11 protein-coding genes are annotated in these 19,697 nt (G+C 43.8%); 10 read left to right on the forward strand and 1 reads right to left on the reverse strand.

Translation table 11 applies throughout. The features are described 5' to 3' along the window. The first annotated feature begins 4 nt into the window (after nt 1-4). From CA730_RS09765 to CA730_RS09785, 5 genes are all read left to right on the forward strand, one after another. Nucleotides 5-790, forward strand: a complete 786-nt coding sequence (locus CA730_RS09765) for a TatD family hydrolase (RefSeq protein ID WP_096666824.1) — start codon at nt 5-7, stop codon at nt 788-790. A gap of 821 nt (nt 791-1,611) precedes the next feature. Continuing rightward, nucleotides 1,612-4,950 (forward strand): DNA-directed RNA polymerase subunit beta, encoded by a 3,339-nt coding sequence (gene rpoB, locus CA730_RS09770; RefSeq protein WP_096671420.1) that lies wholly within the window; start codon nt 1,612-1,614, stop codon nt 4,948-4,950. Between the two features lie 231 nt (nt 4,951-5,181). Further along, nucleotides 5,182-7,074: a DNA-directed RNA polymerase subunit gamma gene (locus tag CA730_RS09775; protein ID WP_096666826.1), complete on the forward strand. Its 1,893-nt coding sequence runs from the start codon at nt 5,182-5,184 to the stop codon at nt 7,072-7,074. A 179-nt stretch (nt 7,075-7,253) separates the two neighbouring features. After that, nucleotides 7,254-11,342, forward strand: coding sequence for a DNA-directed RNA polymerase subunit beta'' (locus CA730_RS09780; protein ID WP_096666828.1), 4,089 nt, complete (start codon nt 7,254-7,256; stop codon nt 11,340-11,342). 216 nt (nt 11,343-11,558) lie between these two features. Beyond that, a complete protein-coding gene (locus CA730_RS09785; protein ID WP_096666830.1) occupies nt 11,559-12,104 on the forward strand; it encodes a GIY-YIG nuclease family protein in 546 nt (181 codons plus the stop codon). A gap of 394 nt (nt 12,105-12,498) precedes the next feature. Here CA730_RS09785 and folB read toward each other — a convergent pair whose 3' ends face one another. Beyond that, complete coding sequence (folB, locus tag CA730_RS09795; RefSeq protein WP_096666832.1) at nt 12,499-12,864, reverse strand: dihydroneopterin aldolase; 366 nt, start codon at nt 12,862-12,864, stop codon at nt 12,499-12,501. A 12-nt stretch (nt 12,865-12,876) separates the two neighbouring features. Here folB and menD point away from each other — a divergent pair, with 12 nt between their 5' ends. From menD to CA730_RS24280, 5 genes are all read left to right on the forward strand, one after another. Next, nucleotides 12,877-14,586, forward strand: coding sequence for a 2-succinyl-5-enolpyruvyl-6-hydroxy-3-cyclohexene-1-carboxylic-acid synthase (gene menD / locus CA730_RS09800; protein WP_096666834.1), 1,710 nt, complete (start codon nt 12,877-12,879; stop codon nt 14,584-14,586). Between the two features lie 139 nt (nt 14,587-14,725). After that, complete coding sequence (serA, locus tag CA730_RS09805; RefSeq protein ID WP_096666836.1) at nt 14,726-16,306, forward strand: phosphoglycerate dehydrogenase; 1,581 nt, start codon at nt 14,726-14,728, stop codon at nt 16,304-16,306. 220 nt (nt 16,307-16,526) lie between these two features. Further along, complete coding sequence (gene prmA / locus CA730_RS09810; protein ID WP_096666838.1) at nt 16,527-17,447, forward strand: 50S ribosomal protein L11 methyltransferase; 921 nt, start codon at nt 16,527-16,529, stop codon at nt 17,445-17,447. 309 nt (nt 17,448-17,756) lie between these two features. Further along, nucleotides 17,757-18,794, forward strand: a complete 1,038-nt coding sequence (locus CA730_RS09815) for an agmatinase family protein (protein WP_096666840.1) — start codon at nt 17,757-17,759, stop codon at nt 18,792-18,794. 706 nt (nt 18,795-19,500) lie between these two features. Further along, on the forward strand, nt 19,501-19,668 hold the full coding sequence (locus CA730_RS24280) for a hypothetical protein (RefSeq protein WP_157749948.1): 168 nt from the start codon (nt 19,501-19,503) through the stop codon (nt 19,666-19,668). The last annotated feature ends 29 nt before the right edge of the window (nt 19,669-19,697 follow it).

Consider the following 19,697-nt stretch of genomic DNA (forward strand, 5'->3'; position numbering starts at 1 on the left):
AGCCATGCAACTTATAGATACCCACGTACACATTAACTTTGACACTTTTCAGCCAGATTTAGCAGCCGTACGTTCTCGGTGGCAAGAAGCAGGAGTAGTGCGATTAGTCCACTCCTGTGTTCATCCCCAGGAATTTGTGAGCATTCAAGCTATAGCAGAGCAGTTTCCTGAACTTAGCTTTGCTGTAGGGCTGCATCCTCTAGATGCTCATAAATGGGATGAGCAAACAGCTGCCCAGATCAAGTCTTTAGCCAGTTCTCATTCCCAGGTAGTAGCCATTGGGGAAATGGGATTGGATTTTTACAAAGCAGATAATTATGAGCATCAACATCAAGTATTTGCATCACAATTAGCGATCGCTTGTGAACTCAATTTACCAGTAATCATCCATTGTCGTGATGCTGCACCTGCTGTCAGAGACGTACTGCAAAAATGGCGGGACTTGCATGGAGTCATGGTACGGGGTGTCATGCACTGCTGGGGAGGGACACCAGAAGAAACTCAGTGGTTTCTGGATTTAGGTTTCTATATTAGCTTCAGCGGCACTGTTACCTTCAAGAATGCTCAAACTATTCAAGCGAGTGCAGCGATGGTGGATAGCGATCGCTTGCTGATAGAAACAGATTGTCCATTTCTGTCACCCGTTCCTAAACGAGGTGAAAAACGCAATGAGCCAGCCTATGTTCGCTATGTAGCGGAAGCACTAGCAAAACTACGAGCCGAAACAATAGAAGAAATTGCCCAGAAAACCACCCAAAATGCCTGTAGATTATTCGGTCTATCATTATAAATGATCATCAAATCTTTAGCATTAGCACCGCAAGGCGGAAGTCGAAATTCAAAAGTCAAAAGGAAGACAGTATAGGCTTCTTAACGATTTAGAATGGTTGGTTTATTCATGCCGGCTTATAAGATGCAAATGGAGGATAAAAATGTGCTAAAATTAATCCCTCCAAAACATTTAGGTCAAGCCATAATGGTAAAGGAAGGATAATAATTCCTAAAACTCAATTTGTGCTGTTATCAACCCGATATTAGCCAGTTTGAGAATTTGTGGTTTTAGCCCGCTTGATCAATCGAAGCGACCCAAATCTAAAATCCAACATTGTCTGCCCATCCACTTAAATCTCTACAAACGGATGCTCTCAATAAATCACAAACAATGGCAACCAATGTTTCACTCTCAAAAAACTTGAAAAGGTGGAAACGGCAATCCTTTGGTATATCAAACAATAAAGAAAATCGTTAAAAGTAATTGTCCACTCCAGACAATCATAGCAATATCAAATCCATAGTGCAGCCTTAAACACAACGTTGTGCTATCGAATCCTACTCCGGTGTCAGTCCCCAGTTTTGGGAATTCACAGCCAGGATCAAGTGTGAGGTGTAAAAGATGAACAAGTGTGAAGTAGAAAGAAATGTTAGGGCTGACGCGACCAAGAGGAGCTATCAGTCAAAAATATAGCAGCAGATTATTCTCAAGCTTATGGACTTCATACCTTTGAATTCATATTTTAGCACAAAGCCTTCATGGCAGACTCTCAGCTATGGCTGCGCCACGCAAGCTATCGGCTTCCTTTAAAGTTTAACCAGGTTGATAAAGGTAAAGGCATGACTAACGACGACAAATACATGGAATCCGCCTTTCTGTTACCAGACTTGATCGAAATTCAGCGTTCTAGCTTTCGTTGGTTTCTAGAAGAAGGGCTAATAGAAGAACTGAATTCTTTTAGTCCAATCACAGACTACACTGGCAAATTAGAACTGCACTTTTTAGGTAATAACTATAAACTCAAAGAACCTAAATACAGCGTTGAAGAATCCAAGCGGAGAGACAGCACCTATGCAGTGCAAATGTATGTTCCTACCCGTCTACTGAACAAAGAAACAGGAGACATTAAAGAACAAGAAGTATTTATTGGTGATCTGCCCTTGATGACAGATAGAGGCACATTTATCATTAATGGAGCCGAGCGCGTCATTGTGAATCAGATTGTGCGATCGCCTGGAGTTTACTATAAATCAGAAATTGATAAAAACGGAAGACGTACCTATTCCGCCAGCTTAATTCCTAACCGGGGCGCATGGCTCAAATTTGAAACAGATCGTAATGACTTAGTTTGGGTACGGATAGATAAAACCCGGAAACTATCAGCCCAAGTACTTCTGAAAGCACTGGGATTATCCGACAACGAAATTTTTGATGCCCTGCGCCATCCAGAATACTTCCAAAAAACCATCGAAAAAGAAGGGCAATTTTCCGAAGAAGAAGCCCTAATGGAATTATATCGAAAACTTCGTCCCGGTGAACCACCTACAGTTTTAGGTGGACAACAGCTTTTAGACTCCCGCTTCTTTGATCCTAAACGCTATGACCTGGGAAAAGTCGGTCGTTATAAACTTAACAAAAAACTGCGTCTTTCTGCCCCCGACACCATGCGCGTCCTCACCCCTGGGGACATTCTCGCCGCCATTGACTACCTGATTAACCTAGAATACGACATCGGTAGTATTGATGACATTGATCATCTCGGAAATCGCCGAGTCAGAAGCGTTGGTGAATTACTGCAAAACCAAGTCAGAGTAGGGTTAAACCGCTTAGAAAGAATTATTCGAGAACGGATGACAGTATCCGATGCCGAAGTTCTCACCCCCGCATCCCTAGTTAACCCCAAACCCTTAGTCGCAGCTATCAAAGAATTCTTTGGTTCGAGCCAACTAAGTCAGTTCATGGATCAAACCAACCCCCTAGCGGAATTGACCCATAAACGCCGCCTCAGTGCCTTGGGTCCAGGTGGTCTCACCAGAGAAAGAGCCGGGTTTGCAGTTCGAGATATTCACCCCAGCCACTACGGACGGATTTGTCCCATCGAAACACCAGAAGGACCAAACGCCGGACTCATTGGTTCATTAGCCACCCATGCCCGTGTTAACCTCTACGGTTTTCTAGAAACACCCTTTAGACCAGTAGAAAACGGCAAAGTCTTATTTGACGTTCCGCCCGTCTACATGACAGCAGACGAAGAAGACGACCTCCGCACAGCCACCGGTGACGTTCCCCTAGATGAAAACGGTTACATCAAAGGACCCCAAGTCCCAGTTCGCTATCGCCAAGACTGGACAACCACCGGACCTGAACAAGTGGATTACGTAGCAGTTTCCCCAGTGCAGATAGTCTCAGTAGCTACTAGCATGATTCCCTTCTTGGAACATGATGACGCTAACCGGGCACTGATGGGTTCTAATATGCAACGCCAAGCTGTACCCCTGTTAAAACCAGAACGCCCCTTAGTGGGAACAGGTTTAGAAGCCCAAGCCGCGAGAGACTCCGGGATGGTCATAGTGTCCCGCACAGATGGCGATGTGGTGTATGTTGATGCCACAGAAATTCGTGTCCGTGCCAGCGGTCAACTATCCGCAGCTAGTGGTAGCCAAGTTATTGAAAAAGGCCAAGAACTTAAATACAAACTTTCTAAATACCAACGTTCTAACCAAGATACCTGTTTAAACCAAAAACCATTGGTGAGAATTGGTGAAAAAGTCGTTGCTGGTCAGGTATTGGCAGATGGTTCTTCCACAGAAGGGGGAGAACTGGCATTAGGACAAAATATCGTTGTCGCCTATATGCCTTGGGAAGGTTACAACTACGAGGATGCCATTCTCATTTCCGAGCGCTTGGTGCAAGAAGATATCTATACCTCTATTCACATTGAAAAATACGAAATCGAGGCACGACAAACCAAACTCGGGCCGGAGGAAATCACCAGAGAAATTCCCAACGTCGGAGAAGATGCCCTCAGACAATTAGATGAACAAGGGATTATTCGCATTGGGGCATGGGTAGATGCTGGAGATATTCTCGTGGGTAAAGTCACCCCCAAAGGTGAATCAGACCAACCCCCAGAAGAAAAACTACTCCGCGCCATCTTTGGTGAAAAAGCCCGCGATGTCCGCGACAACTCTCTGCGAGTTCCCAATGGTGAAAAAGGTCGGGTAGTTGATGTCCGGTTATTCACCCGTGAACAAGGTGATGAACTGCCACCTGGGGCAAATATGGTAGTCCGGGTTTATGTGGCTCAAAAGCGCAAAATCCAAGTTGGCGACAAAATGGCAGGGAGACATGGTAACAAAGGGATTATTTCCCGGATTTTGCCTGCTGAAGATATGCCCTATTTAGCCGATGGTTCACCAGTAGATATTGTTCTCAATCCCTTGGGTGTACCTAGCCGGATGAACGTCGGACAGGTGTTTGAATGTTTGCTGGGTTGGGCTGGTCATAATTTGGGAGTTAGGTTCAAAATTACTCCTTTTGACGAAATGTATGGGGAAGAAACTTCCCGGCGCTTAGTTCATGGCAAACTCCAAGAAGCCAGAGACGAAACTGCGAAGGATTGGGTCTATAACCCCGATAATGCGGGGAAAATCATGGTCTATGATGGTCGCACCGGCGAACCCTTTGACCGGGCGATTACTGTCGGTGTTGCCTATATGCTCAAACTCGTGCATTTAGTTGATGACAAGATTCACGCTCGTTCCACAGGTCCCTACTCTTTGGTGACTCAGCAACCGTTGGGTGGTAAGGCTCAACAGGGTGGGCAAAGATTTGGAGAAATGGAAGTATGGGCATTGGAGGCTTTCGGCGCTGCTTATACCTTGCAGGAGTTGTTAACAGTCAAGTCCGATGATATGCAGGGACGGAATGAGGCACTGAATGCGATCGTTAAAGGTAAGGCTATTCCCCGTCCGGGTACTCCTGAATCTTTCAAGGTATTGATGCGCGAGTTACAGTCTTTGGGCTTGGATATTGCGGTACATAAGGTAGAAACCCAAGCCGATGGTAGTTCTTTGGATGTGGAGGTAGACCTGATGGCCGACCAAGCCGCTCGACGGACACCACCTAGACCCACCTATGAGTCGCTTTCCCGTGAGTCTTTGGAAGGGGACGATTAGGGAGGCAGGTGACAGGTGACAGGTGACAGGGAACAGGGAACAGGGAACAGGGAGCAGGGAACAGGGAGCAGGGGCAGGGAGCAGGGAGCAGGGAGCAGGGAGCAGGGGGCAGGGGTATAAATTAATTTACTTCTTCCTTCTTTCTTCTTCCTTCTTTATTTCTTTCTTTCTTCTTCCTTCTCCTGACTTTTGACTTTTGACTTTTGACTTTTGACTTTTGACTTTTTTAATATGAGATCCCCCCAAAATAATCAATTTGACTACGTAAAAATTGGTATAGCATCGCCAGAGCGCATCCGCCAGTGGGGTGAGCGTACCTTGCCTAATGGACAACTCGTAGGTGAAGTTACCAAGCCAGAAACCATCAATTACCGCACTCTCAAACCAGAGATGGATGGTTTGTTTTGTGAAAGAATTTTTGGACCGGCTAAGGATTGGGAGTGCCATTGCGGTAAGTACAAGCGGGTGCGCCATAGAGGGATTGTGTGCGAGCGCTGTGGTGTAGAAGTGACAGAATCCCGCGTCCGTCGTCACAGGATGGGTTTTATTAAGTTGGCTGCCCCGGTGGCTCATGTTTGGTATCTCAAGGGGATTCCTAGCTATATTGCGATTCTCCTGGATATGCCGCTGCGGGATGTGGAGCAGATTGTTTATTTCAACTCTTACTGTGTTTTAGCACCTGGTAACGCGGATACTCTCAGTTACAAGCAACTGTTAAGTGAAGACCAGTGGCTAGAAATTGAGGATGCTATCTACAGTGAAGATTCCCAGTTAGAGGGTGTGGAAGTGGGCATTGGGGCTGAGGCTCTGTTGCGGCTGTTGGCGGATATTAATTTGGAGCAGGAGGCGGAAACCCTGCGGGAAGAAATTGAGAAAGCCAAGGGACAGAAACGGGCGAAGTTAATTAAACGGCTGCGGGTAATTGATAATTTCATCGCCACCGGTTCTCACCCAGAATGGATGGTAATGGAAATTATCCCCGTGATTCCCCCAGATTTGCGCCCGATGGTGCAGTTGGATGGGGGGCGGTTTGCGACAAGCGATTTGAATGATTTGTATCGCCGGGTAATTAATCGCAACAACCGTTTGGCTAGGCTTCAGGAAATTCTCGCCCCGGAGATTATTGTCCGTAACGAGAAACGGATGCTGCAAGAGGCTGTGGACGCTTTGATTGATAATGGTCGCCGGGGACGGACGGTGGTGGGGGCTAATAACCGCCCGCTGAAGTCGTTGTCGGACATTATTGAGGGCAAACAAGGACGGTTCCGACAAAACCTGTTGGGGAAACGGGTGGACTATTCAGGGCGATCAGTAATTGTGGTCGGTCCTAAGCTGAAGATTCACCAGTGTGGACTGCCGCGAGAAATGGCGATTGAGTTGTTCCAGCCCTTTGTGATCAATCGTTTGATTCGGTCGGGGATGGTGAATAATATCAAGGCGGCGAAGAAGCTGATTTCTCGTAATGATCCCAGTGTGTGGGATGTGTTGGAAGAGGTGATTGAGGGACATCCGGTGATGTTAAACCGAGCGCCGACGCTGCACCGTTTGGGGATTCAGGCTTTTGAACCGATTTTGGTGGAGGGGAGAGCGATTCAATTGCATCCTTTGGTATGTCCGGCCTTTAATGCTGACTTTGACGGTGACCAAATGGCGGTTCATGTGCCGTTGTCGTTGGAAAGTCAAGCTGAGGCGCGGTTGTTGATGTTGGCTTCTAATAATATTTTGTCACCGGCAACAGGTAAACCGATTGTCACTCCTAGCCAAGATATGGTCTTGGGGGCGTATTATCTGACGGCGGAAAACCCCAATGCGACGAAGGGGGCTGGTAAGTATTTCTCGTCTTTGGATGATGTAATTATGGCTTATGAGGCGCAGCAGGTGGAGCTTCATGCCTATATTTACGTGCGGTTTGATGGGGAAATTGATTCGGGTGAACCGGATAATGAACCTTTGGAAATCATTGAGGACAAGGATGCTAAGGGCAAACTCAACAGTCGAACCCTGATTTATAAGTTCCGCCGGGTGCGGGAAGATGGTCAAGGAAATTTGATTTCTCAGTACATTTATACGACTCCTGGCAGGGCGATTTATAACAAGGCGATTCAGGAAGCGATAGACGCTTAACAATTTTCGATTTTGGATTGTTTGGATTATTTGATTTTGGGATTTTGGGTTGTTTGAATTTTGCAATCTAAAATCTAAAGTTGTTAAATCTAAATTTGTTAAATCCAAAATCTAAATTTGTTAAATCTAAAATCCAAAATCTAAATTTGTTAAATCCAAAATCTAAAATCTAAAATCGTATGACTAAAGCAGTTTTTCGCAATCTGGTGGTGAACAAGGGTAAATTAAGAGACTTGATTTCCTGGTCTTTTACCCATTATGGAACGGCGCGGACGGCGGTGATGGCGGATAAACTCAAGGAGTTGGGTTTTCGCTACGCGACGAAAGCTGGTGTGTCTATTAGTGTGGATGATTTGATGATTCCTCCTTCTAAGAAGGAACTGCTGGAGGCGGCGGAGACGGAAATTTTGGCGACGGAGGAACGCTATCAACGGGGGGAAATTACCGAAGTTGAACGTTTCCAAAAGGTAATTGATACTTGGAATAGTACCTCAGAAGCGCTCAAGGATGAGGTGGTGGTGCATTTCAAAAAAACCAATCCCCTCAATTCTGTGTATATGATGGCTTTTTCCGGGGCGCGGGGGAATATTTCCCAGGTGCGGCAGTTGGTGGGGATGCGGGGTTTGATGGCAGATCCCCAGGGGGAAATTATAGATTTACCAATTAAGACCAATTTCCGTGAGGGGTTGACGGTTACTGAATATATTATTTCTAGTTATGGGGCGCGGAAGGGGCTGGTGGATACGGCGCTGCGGACTGCTGACTCAGGGTACTTAACCCGGCGGTTGGTAGATGTGTCCCAGGATGTGATTGTGCGGGAGTTTGACTGTGGGACTAATCGCGGTTTGACGATTGGGGCAATGGTGGAGGGTAACAAAACCCTGATTAAACTGGCGACACGGCTAATGGGTCGAGTGGTGGGTGAGGATGTGGTGCATCCAGAAACGGGGGAAATAATTGCCCCTCGGAATACCCCCATTGATGATGACTTGGCGATCGCAATCCAAAAAGCCGGAGTCAAAAAGGTGACTGTCCGCAGTCCTTTGACCTGTGAGGCGGCGCGGTCCGTGTGTCAGCACTGCTATGGCTGGAGTTTGGCTCATGCCAAGATGGTGGATCTCGGGGAAGCTGTGGGGATTATTGCCGCCCAAAGTATTGGCGAACCGGGGACACAGTTAACCATGCGGACATTCCACACTGGAGGTGTATTCACAGGGGAAGTAGCCCAACAGGTGAGATCGCAGGTGTCAGGAACAGTAAAAATTCCCCGCAAGTTACAAACCCGTCCCTATCGGACTCGGCATGGTGAAGATGCTTTGTATGTGGAAGCCAATGGGACTTTGACGATTGAGGGGGATAAAAAATCGGGAACGGGGGAAAGCCAAGAAATTGCCGTCACCCAAGGTTCAACTCTGTATATCCACAATGGTCAACAGGTACTAGCGGATCACTTGGTAGCTGAGGTGGCACTGGGGGGCAGAACTACCAGAACCAATACAGAAAAAGCAGTTAAGGATGTGGCTTCTGACTTGGCAGGTGAGGTGAAGTTTGCCGATGTGGTGGCCGAACAAAAAACCGACCGCCAGGGCAACACCACTGTCACAGCCTCCAGAGGGGGGTTGATTTGGATTCTGTCGGGGGATGTATATAATTTACTGCCTGGGGCAGAATTGGTGGTAAAAAATGGTGATGCGATCGCTACCAATGGAGTCTTAGCGGAAACCAAATTAACCACAGTTCATGGGGGTGTGGTGCGGTTGCCAGAAGCGATTCCGGGGAAAGCCACCAGAGAAATTGAGATTATTACCGCTTCCGTAGTGTTGGATCAGGCAGCAGTGACAATCCAGAGTTCCCAAGGACGTAATAATTACCTGATTACCACTACTAATCCCAGTAATGGCGCGATATCGGAGTTTAATTTGCGGGCGACTCCAGGGGCGAAGGTGCAAAATGGTCAGGTAGTAGCAGAATTGATTGATGACCAGTACCGGACAACCACCGGGGGCTTACTGAAGTTTGCCGAAGTGGAGGTACAGAAAAAAGGTAAAGCCAAATTGGGCTATGAGGTAGTCCAGGGGGGAACGCTGCTGTGGATACCGGAAGAAACCCATGAAGTAAATAAGGATATTTCCTTGTTACGGGTGGAAGATGGACAGTATGTGGAAGCGGGGACAGAAGTAGTCCAGGACATCTTCTGTCAAACCGGTGGGGTAGTGGAAGTTACCCAAAAGAACGACATTTTGCGAGAGGTCGTGATTAAGCCCGGTGAACTGTTGATGGTGGATGATCCAGAAGCAGCGATCGCCCATGACAATACTTTCTTGCAACCCGGTGAAGAACTGCAAGGGACTGTAGCCACAGAATTGCGCTATGTCCAGTATGTCGAAACTCCCGAAGGTCCAGGGCTGCTGAGTCGTCCAGTGGTGGAATTTGCTGTCCCCACCAACCCTGATGTGCCAGCGACAACTTCCGTTAGTCAACACACCGGGCGCTCGATTCAACTCCGGGCAGTACAACGGATTCCCTACAAGGATTCCGAACGGGTGAAGTCGGTGGAAGGTGTGGAACTGCTACGGACACAGATTGTCTTAGAAATTGAGCAGGACACGGAGGGAGAACATGGCAGTTCACCTTTGGCGGCGGACATTGAACTAATTACAGACCCAGAAGATCCAGAGATTCAAAGATTACAGTTGGTGATTTTAGAGTCTTTGGTAGTACGGCGCGACATTACTGCAGATGCCACCCAAGGCAGTACCCAAACTAATTTGGAAGTGGTGGATGGTGACACTATTGAGCCTGGGTCTGTAGTAGCCCGGACGAAGATCTTGTGTAAGGAAGGGGGCATAGTCCGGGGTGTGCAACAGGGGGCGGAAACAGTGCGCCGTTGTTTGGTATTGCGTGCCAATGATTTGGTGACGGTGAATACAAATGTGTTGCCAACTGTCGGTAAAGGTGATTTGGTAGTAGAAGGAAGTGCGATCGCTCCTGGTGTCGTGGCTGCTGAGTCGGGACAGGTGGTGGAAGTCAAGGCAGAGGGGCAGGGGGCAGGGAGCAAGGGAGAAGGCACTGCGTTGTCGGCTGCTGCTTACACCATTACTCTCCGCGTTGGTCGTCCTTACCGAGTCAGCCCGGGGGCGGTGTTACAGGTAGAAGATGGGGATTTGGTGCAACGGGGTGACAACTTGGTGTTGTTGGTATTTGAACGCGCCAAAACTGGGGACATTATTCAAGGTTTGCCCCGGATTGAGGAACTGCTAGAAGCCCGTAAACCCAAGGAAGCTTGTATTTTAGCCCGTCGTCCAGGGGAAGTGAAGATTGTCTATGGCGATGGGGATGAGGTGACATCCATCACCAGAGAAGCCTACGCCATTAAGATTGTCGAAGCCAATGGCACAGTGACAGACTATCCCCTCGGACCTGGACAAAACCTGATTGTTCCCGACGGGGCGCACATAGTAGCCGGACAACCAATGACCGATGGACCCTCCAACCCCCACGAGATTCTGGAAATATTCTTCAGTTTGGGGTCGGAGGATGGGGTCTATGCCTGTGCTTCCCACGCTTTGCAGAAGGTACAAACCTTTTTGGTGAACGAAGTGCAGATGGTGTACCAATCTCAAGGGATTGACATTTCTGACAAACACATTGAGGTAATTGTCCGGCAAATGACCAACAAAGTGCGGATTGATGACGGTGGGGACACCACCATGCTACCAGGGGAACTGGTGGAACTACGGCAGGTGGAACAGGTGAACGAAGCCATGGCCATTACTGGTGGGGCTAGGGCAGAATACACTCCCATGCTGTTGGGGATTACCAAGGCATCGTTGAACACCGACAGTTTCATTTCTGCTGCTTCCTTCCAAGAAACTACCAGAGTCTTAACAGAAGCCGCCATAGAGGGCAAATCCGACTGGCTGCGGGGACTGAAGGAAAACGTGATCATTGGGCGCTTGATTCCGGCGGGAACTGGCTACAATACCTACGAAGAAGCGGGGGTAATTGACGATTACGTAGTAGACATGGGCAGTGGCATCTTAGACGAAGTGGATGATCCATTGGACATGGTGCTAGATGACCGCACAGCGAAACTCTACAACCTGGATGCACCGGGTATGGGAGATGGCGGCTTTGGCAGCAAGATAGGAGAACGGCTACTCCTCGATGAGGATGATTTAATTGCTGATGAAATTAACGACCTGGTTATAGAAGAGGACGATGATTTCGAGGAAGAAGAGGATGATGATGATTTTGATGATGAATAAACTCTAGTACCGCAGGGCGTTCGTCAAAAGTCAAAAGTCAAAACGAATATACAATCAGCTTTCCAGTAGTTTGGAATGGTCTATTTATTTCCGCCGACCTGTACTAGTTAAATAATGGATAATTGGTAATGAATAATTATCCATTATCCATTATTAAAAATCACCCAGCTTGACGGCTCATTAATCATCACTCTTTTTCAAATTTTTAATTCATTTATGACAACAGAAATAAACTTACCAACCTTAGCTAGTTTGGAATATAATGCCTACATTGATAATGATGGTGAAGTCATAGTCACCTTTCAAGAAAAAATTGGAGTTTACGCGATTTTTAATCAGGATAAAATTCTGCAATTTGTTGGCTATTCTCGTGATATTTATCTAAGTTTAAAACAGCATTTAGTCCGTCAACCTGAAAATTGTTATTGGGTAAAGGTACAAACTATAGAACGTCCTAATCGAACAATTTTGGCAGCTATTGAAAATGCTTGGATTACGGAAAATGCTAATCCTGATATTGCGAACATCGAAAATAAACAAAAATGGAATAATCCTATAGATGTGAAAGAATTAATGACACCAGAAGAACAAAATAATTATCAAAATATCGCTATTGATGAATTCGGAAAAAGCAAGGTTTTAAAAAATGTGGCGCGGCGGGTTGAACAAGAAATTTTAGAAGTTCTCAAAGCCCGGGGAGTCAATACTCAAATCCGCTTTAATCCAAAATTAAAAGAAACAGGATTATTAGATTTAAAATGAATATGATAAGTTACACAAATATTACAGTTTGTGATAAATGAATCATTTAAACCTTCATGTAGTTTACTATTTGGTGTGAGTAAGTATCAAATTCATCAAACTATCTAAAATCCGCTCTTGTGATAAAGGCATCATTTCCTTCCCATACAGCATTTCCTGTACCATCATATAACCCACCAACGAACCAAAAAATATTTGCGTGATTTTAAGTAAGATGCAAATTAGTTAGTTGTCAGTTGTTCGACTATAGATTTGCGAAATTCAAGAAAAGATAATAGGACTTACGCACGCTCACTAATTTACCATGACGACACTTCAACTCATCCTGCATTAACGTCAAACACTCCATAATTGATACAGTTGTAATAAACCAAATCTTTCTGCGTGACTCCGGCTACTGGAGTTTACTTCTAGTCAATTCAATACTAATTTTGCCGCTAAAATCAGGAATAGGTGCAGCGGGTTTACTGAGAATAACTTGTACTTGATTAATGCTATCCCTGTCCTCTAAAATACCATCAGCGATCGCACCAGCTAGTCTTTCCACCAATGCAAACTTTGAGGTTTTTAGCAAATTTTGCACTAAGCTAATTATGTGCCGATAATCTATAGTATCTTCAATATTATCTGTTTTGGCAGGTTTAGAAAGATCCAACCATAATTTAACATCTACCTCAAACCATTGTCCTAATGCTTGTTCTTCTGGTAAAAATCCGGTATAACCATAGCCACGAATTCCTGTTAAATGAATACAGTCCATAATCTCTAATCAATGCAACTTACTTTTAATAATCTTAATCTTCTTTGGTCTTATGTATTAACAGAAACCCTCAAACGCTTGGGTTTAAATTGCGCTGTTATCTGTCCTGGTTCTCGTTCTACACCATTAACGATCGCTTTTGTCCAACAAATACCAGATATTGAAGCTATTCCCATTTTAGATGAACGTTCAGCGGCTTTTTTTGCCCTGGGACAAGCCAAAGTAACGGGAAAACCTGTAGTATTAGTTTGTACATCGGGAACTGCGGGAGCAAATTTTTATCCAGCGGTAATTGAAGCTAGGGAAAGTCGCGTCCCTTTGTTAATATTAACCACCGATAGACCAGCAGAATTACGAAATTGTCATTCTGGACAAACTATTGACCAAGTGAAATTATACGGTAATTATCCCAATTGGCAAGGGGAATTAGCTACACCTTCTCTAGATGTAGGAATGTTAGATTATCTCCGACAAACGGTAATTTATGCTTGGGAACGTTGTCAATTTCCCAATTCTGGCGCAGTCCATTTAAATATACCTTTCCGTGACCCTCTCGCGCCCATTCCCGACGGTACAGAGTTTACCTTAGATGTGGAAGATTTCTTTGCGGGAATAGTTTCCACCCCATTACCAATTACCAGTTACCAATTACCAATTACTAATTACCAAAAAGGGATTATTATCGCTGGTGTAGCCCAACCACAAGCCCCGGAAGACTATTGTAGAGCGATCGCACATCTAAGTCAAACTCTCCAATGGCCTGTTTTAGCGGAAGGAGTTTCCCCCGTTAGAAATTACGCAGACTTAAATCCTTATATAATTTCCACCTACGATATTATTCTCAGGAATCAAAACCTTGCCCAAGAATTAACCCCAGAAGTAGTTATCCAAATTGGCGAAATGCCCACAAGCAAAGAATTACGTAATTGGTTAACCAATGCTAACCCACAACGTTTTGTCATTGATAATTGTGATCAAAATTTAGATCCTTTACATGGAAAAACCACCCATTTAAGAATTTCAGTCACAGAAATTGGTAAGTTGGAAATTGGAAACTTAGCAGAAAATGAATATTTACAAAAATGGTCTACAGCAGAAAAGCAAGTGAGAAAAAATATTGATGATGATTTAGAAAATGTAGATGAATTAATCGAGAGTAAAGTTGCTTGGTTAATTTCCCAAATTTTGCCACCACAAACACCCCTATTTATTGCGAATAGTATGCCAGTGCGAGATGTAGAATTTTTCTGGAAACCCAATAATTTAAGAATTAAACCCTATTTTAACCGAGGCGCGAATGGGATTGATGGTACACTTTCCACTGCTTTAGGAATAGCACATCATCAGCAAAGTAGCGTGATGTTAACAGGAGATTTATCTTTATTACATGATACCAACGGTTTTTTGATTAGCAATAAATTTATTGGACATTTAACAATTATCCTAATTAATAACAACGGTGGAGGAATATTTGAAATGTTACCCATTGCTAAATTTAATCCACCTTTTGAAGAGTTTTTTGCCACACCCCAAAATATTGATTTCTCTAAGTTATGCGCGACTTACAATGTACAACATAAATTAATTAATTCTTGGGAAGAATTAGCAAATAGATTAAAGTATTTACCAAAGACAGGAATTAGAGTTTTAGAAGTCAAAACAAATAGGAAAAGAGATGTGATGTGGAGAAAAGAAAATTTAACAAAATTTGGTAATTGGTAATTGGTAAAGAGAAATTATTATTACTCCCCTTGCCTCTTGCCTCTTGCCTGTTTTCCATAATTTTTCCCCAAGTGCCACAGATAAAGATTAAACTAAAAAGTCTTGTACAGTAAAACCTGTCAACCAAAATCAAGTAATTATGTCCAAGGTTCTTGTTTCCGACCCCATTGATCAAGTTGGTATTGATATTCTTTCCCAAGTAGCTACAGTTGATGTCAAAACCAGCCTCAAACCAGATGAACTCAAAGCCATTATTGGCGAGTATGACGCGCTGATGATCCGTTCAGGAACTCGCGTTACTCAAGAAATTATAGAAGCCGGTACAAAATTAAAAATTATTGGCCGTGCCGGTGTGGGAGTGGATAACGTTGATGTTCCCGCAGCTACTCGCAAAGGGATTGTCGTCGTCAATTCGCCAGAAGGTAATACCATTGCCGCAGCTGAACACGCTTTAGCCATGATTTTGTCCTTATCTCGTCATATTCCTGATGCTAATGCCTCAGTCAAACGTGGTGAATGGGACAGGAAAAGTTATGTTGGTTCGGAAGTATACAAAAAAACCCTCGGCGTTGTCGGGTTAGGAAAAATTGGTTCTCATGTTGCTAATGTCGCTAAGGCTATGGGGATGAAACTCCTCGCCTATGATCCATTTATCTCCACAGAACGAGCCGAACAACTGGGTTGTCAACTGGTAGACTTAAATTTACTATTCCAGCAAGCCGACTATATCACCTTACACATTCCCAAAACCACAGAAACTGCCAACTTAATCAACGCGAAAACTTTGGCGTTAATGAAACCCACTACCCGGATTATTAACTGCGCTCGTGGTGGCATTATTGATGAAGCGGCTTTAGCAGTGGCAATCAGAGATGGTGTAATTGCTGGGGCTGCATTAGATGTGTTCGATTCCGAACCATTAGGTGCATCTGACTTACTAGGCTTGGGTAAAGAAGTTGTCCTTACTCCTCACCTCGGTGCTTCTACGGCTGAAGCCCAAGTTAATGTCGCCATAGATGTGGCTGAACAAATTCGGGATGTGTTATTAGGACTACCCGCCCGTTCCGCTGTGAATATTCCGGGACTAGGACCCGATATTCTGGAAGAACTCAAGCCTTACATGGAATTAGCGGAAACCCTGGGTAACTTAGTTGGTCAACTCACCGGCGGCAGAGTTGAAACACTTAATGTTACACTACAAGGAGAACTGGCAACTAATAAAAGTCAACCTTTGGTAATAGCTGCCCTCAAAGGACTACTTTACCAAGCCCTGCGGGAGCGGGTAAATTATGTCAACGCTACCATAGAAGCCAAAGAACGGGGGATTCGAGTCATTGAAACAAGGGACGCTTCAGCACGGAATTATGCTGGTTCGTTGCATCTCCAAGCCACAGGGACTCTAGGCACACATTCTGTTACAGGGGCTTTATTAGGTGATAAGGAAATTCACTTAACAGATGTTGACGGTTTCCCCATTAACGTTCCCCCCAGCAAATATATGCTGTTTACTCGACACCGTGATATGCCCGGTATTATTGGTAAACTGGGTTCTCTACTGGGTAGCTTTAATGTCAATATTGCCAGTATGCAGGTAGGTCGGAAAATCGTTCGTGGTGATGCTGTTATGGCTCTCAGTATTGATGATCCTTTACCTGATGGCATTTTAGCGGAAATTAAAAAAGTGGAAGGTATTCGGGACGCTTATACAGTCACACTTTAATTCTGGACTAGGGTTTTTGTGATTGATTTGATGGGGATGATGTCTGAACTGTGATTTTTGTGATTGATTTGATAAAGATGATTCAATCATTGGATTGTCTTTGATCATCATAAATAACAATGATAGTTTAATTTGATATTTATCCAAATCATCCCCATCATCAAAATCTTCAAAATCATAGTTTATTTTTCTCCATTACCAATCTAAAATCTAAAATTCTATGGCAAATACCTGGTGGGAATTAAATATTTTATCTGAACCAGATTTAGAAGAAACTATATTTTGGCGGTTAGAAAACTTTGGCTGTCGTGGTACAGCAGTAGAAATTAAGGGCAATGTCTCATTTGTTAAGGCTTATTTACCCACCTTTAAAGTACAACTGCTAGATTTGGCTGCTTTATCGCTATGGCTGCGTCAAGATGCCCTGTGTGTAGGACTCACAGCACCCGTGCTGCATTGGGGCTTAATTGACGAAGAAGACTGGTCTAGTAGCTGGAAACAACATTGGCAACCGGAAGAAATAGGCGATCGCTTTCTCATTAACCCCGCTTGGCTACCTCTACCCGAATCCCTAGACCGATTAGTAATTCGCCTTGATCCAGGCGTAGCCTTTGGTACAGGTAATCACGCCACCACTCAACTATGTTTAGAATCCCTAGAAATGCGCTTCGGTGAAATTCCCCAATCCTTCCTAGACACTGAAGAACCAAGAAAACCTTTAATTATCGCCGATATTGGTTGTGGTTCAGGTATTCTAGGCGTTGGGGCAATATTATTAGGTGCTGGTAAAGTCTATGCCGTTGATAACGATCCTTTAGCCGTAAAATCTACTTTTAGTAATCGCACTCTTAATCAGATCCGTCCAGATTCTTTAATCCCTCTTGAGGGTAGTGTAGACATAGTCCGAAAAATAATTGATCAACCTGTAGACGGGATTGTTTGCAATATTTTAGCAGATGTAATCATCGAATTACTCCCAGAAATGACCGCCATTACCAAACCTAGCACTTGGGGTATATTCAGTGGTATTTTACTAGAACAATCTAAAGCCGTTGCTGATGCTTTAGAACAAAATGGTTGGATTGTAGCTACCCTCTGGAAAAGAAAAGAATGGTGTTGTTTAAATGTCCGTCGTTCTTAATTATAATTTATGGATTTTCTCCTATTGGATATCACCAAAAGTAATGGTAATTAAAATCAGCTGAGATTAACAAATATTGATAAAATCTAAGAGGGCGTTTGAACAGTATTAGATGAAACCGATAATCTCCAGAAACCTAACCCCCCTTCCCCCCTTCCCTAGGTTAGCGCAGCGTGCCGAAGGCTGGGAATGGGGGTTTCAAAGCCTCTCCCCGATGCGGGGAGAGGTTTGGAGAGGGGTTTATTTATACATTAAAAACTTTTCAAACATCCTCTAAATATCAATCCCTAACCAGCACTAATTTTCAATATGAACGACTTCATTGAAAACTACAATCCCAACAGCGTAGCCGAAAAAAATGGCAACTTCATGGGATTACCATTTAATTACGATTCAGCCAATTTAATTATCTTCCCCATACCTTGGGAAGTCACAGTTTCTTATCGTGCAGGAACGGCGAACGGACCACAGCGGATTTTAGATGCCTCACTGCAAATAGATTTATTTGATTTTGATCATCCTGACGGTTGGAAACAGGGAATATTTATGGTAGAAATTCCCCAGGAAATGATCGAAAAAAATAACTATTATCGTCAACAAGCAGCCAGAATTATTGAACGTCAAGCCGAAGGTAAATCCCTCACAGACTCACCAGATTTAACTCCTGTTCTAGAAGCAATTAACCAAGCTGGGGAACAGGTAAATCATTGGTTGTTTACCCAATCACAAGCAGCACTAAATCAAGGTAAACGAGTTGCTGTCATTGGTGGTGATCACAGTTCACCATTAGGCTACTTTCAAGCTTTAGCTAATCAATATGATGACTGGGGAATTTTACATATTGATGCCCATGCAGACCTACGTAATGCCTATGAGGGATTTGAATTTTCTCATGCGTCTATTATGTTTAATGCCATAAAAATACCGCAAATTTCTAAATTAGTCCAAGTAGGTGTACGAGATATTTGTCATGATGAAGTACAAATAATTAATCAATCAAATAATCGCATTATTGGTTATTATGATTCAGCAATTAAACAACAACTATATGCTGGTAAGACTTGGTTGGATTTATGTCGAGAAATAATCAGTCATTTACCAGAAAAAGTTTATATTAGCTACGACATTGATGGTTTAGACCCTAAACTTTGCCCCAACACAGGTACTCCTGTCCCTGGAGGACTGGAATTAGAACAAGTTTATTGTCTATTCCGCGAACTGGTAAATAGTGGTAGAAAAATTATTGGTTTTGATGTTTGTGAAGTTGGTGATGCTGAATGGGATGGTAATGTCGGTGCGCGAACAGTTTACAAGATAGCAAATTTATTAGATCTATCTCAGAAATAGGGAATGGAGAATAGGGAATAGGAGTAATAATAATTTTCCTTTTACCAACAACCAATGACCAATGACCAATGACCAATCATCAATGACCCTTCGCCATTTTGGCATTTTGGCATGATAAATGATTTCCTATCAGGTTTTATGAAATTTGCATACATACTATAGGAAGATGCTGAAAATAGATCATATAGGTTAAATTAATTCGGGATGTTGTTATGCACTGGATTTAAGTCAAGGTTTGGTTGTCAACCAAACCTTTTTTATTGCCCCTTTTCTCCCAGTCGAATATGTAATAAAAAATATACCCATTCTCAATTATATTAATCAACAATAAACAAGATCCCCTACTTCTCCAAGAAGTAGGGGATTTTAGCGAAGTTTTAAGTTTTACCCTAGTACCGCAAGGCGTTCGTCAAAAGTCAAAAGTCAAAACGAATATACAATGAACTTTCCAGTAGTTTGGAATGGTCTATTTATTTCCGCCGACCTGTACTAGTATACTGGCAAAATTGCACTAAGTTTGTCAGAATTTATCATGGATGATTTTCAGGACTTACGCAACTGGCACATTGGTAGGGTGCGTCAAACTGCATAAATGCTACAAACAAATTGTTGATATCTGACGCACTCTACAACAGATGTTTAGTGTGACACTTGCGTAAGTCCTAATTTTGAACAACATCAAATTACCAGTGCTAGTAATCGTCAGATGATCAATAAACCCCGCAAACGCATACCAAAAGCTACTAGGCTGAATCAGCCTCCTCCAGGTGTAACGAAGAAGAATGTTAAAAAATCACCCAAACGTTCTCAACGGCGTAGTTGGTTATGGTCTACGTTGGCGCTGAGTCTGTTGTTAAGCAGCGCTAGTGTTTAATTATTGATCAAACGGTAAATGTAGAACCA

It is taken from the genome of Dolichospermum compactum NIES-806 (genome assembly GCF_002368115.1).
In the GTDB taxonomy this organism is placed as follows: Bacteria; Cyanobacteriota; Cyanobacteriia; order Cyanobacteriales; family Nostocaceae; genus Dolichospermum; species Dolichospermum compactum.

Excerpts from the sequence above, each read along its gene's own strand:
- CA730_RS09785 (WP_096666830.1), top strand. The coding sequence starts at position 11,559 with ATGACAACAGAAATAAACTTACCAACCTTAGCTAGTTTGGAATATAAT.
- CA730_RS09775 (WP_096666826.1), top strand. The coding sequence starts at position 5,182 with ATGAGATCCCCCCAAAATAATCAATTTGACTACGTAAAAATTGGTATA.
- CA730_RS09780 (WP_096666828.1), top strand. The coding sequence starts at position 7,254 with ATGACTAAAGCAGTTTTTCGCAATCTGGTGGTGAACAAGGGTAAATTA.
- menD (WP_096666834.1), top strand. The coding sequence starts at position 12,877 with ATGCAACTTACTTTTAATAATCTTAATCTTCTTTGGTCTTATGTATTA.
- prmA (WP_096666838.1), top strand. The coding sequence starts at position 16,527 with ATGGCAAATACCTGGTGGGAATTAAATATTTTATCTGAACCAGATTTA.
- serA (WP_096666836.1), top strand. The coding sequence starts at position 14,726 with ATGTCCAAGGTTCTTGTTTCCGACCCCATTGATCAAGTTGGTATTGAT.
- folB (WP_096666832.1), bottom strand. The coding sequence starts at position 12,864 with ATGGACTGTATTCATTTAACAGGAATTCGTGGCTATGGTTATACCGGA.
- CA730_RS09815 (WP_096666840.1), top strand. The coding sequence starts at position 17,757 with ATGAACGACTTCATTGAAAACTACAATCCCAACAGCGTAGCCGAAAAA.
- CA730_RS24280 (WP_157749948.1), top strand. The coding sequence starts at position 19,501 with ATGATCAATAAACCCCGCAAACGCATACCAAAAGCTACTAGGCTGAAT.
- rpoB (WP_096671420.1), top strand. The coding sequence starts at position 1,612 with ATGACTAACGACGACAAATACATGGAATCCGCCTTTCTGTTACCAGAC.
- CA730_RS09765 (WP_096666824.1), top strand. The coding sequence starts at position 5 with ATGCAACTTATAGATACCCACGTACACATTAACTTTGACACTTTTCAG.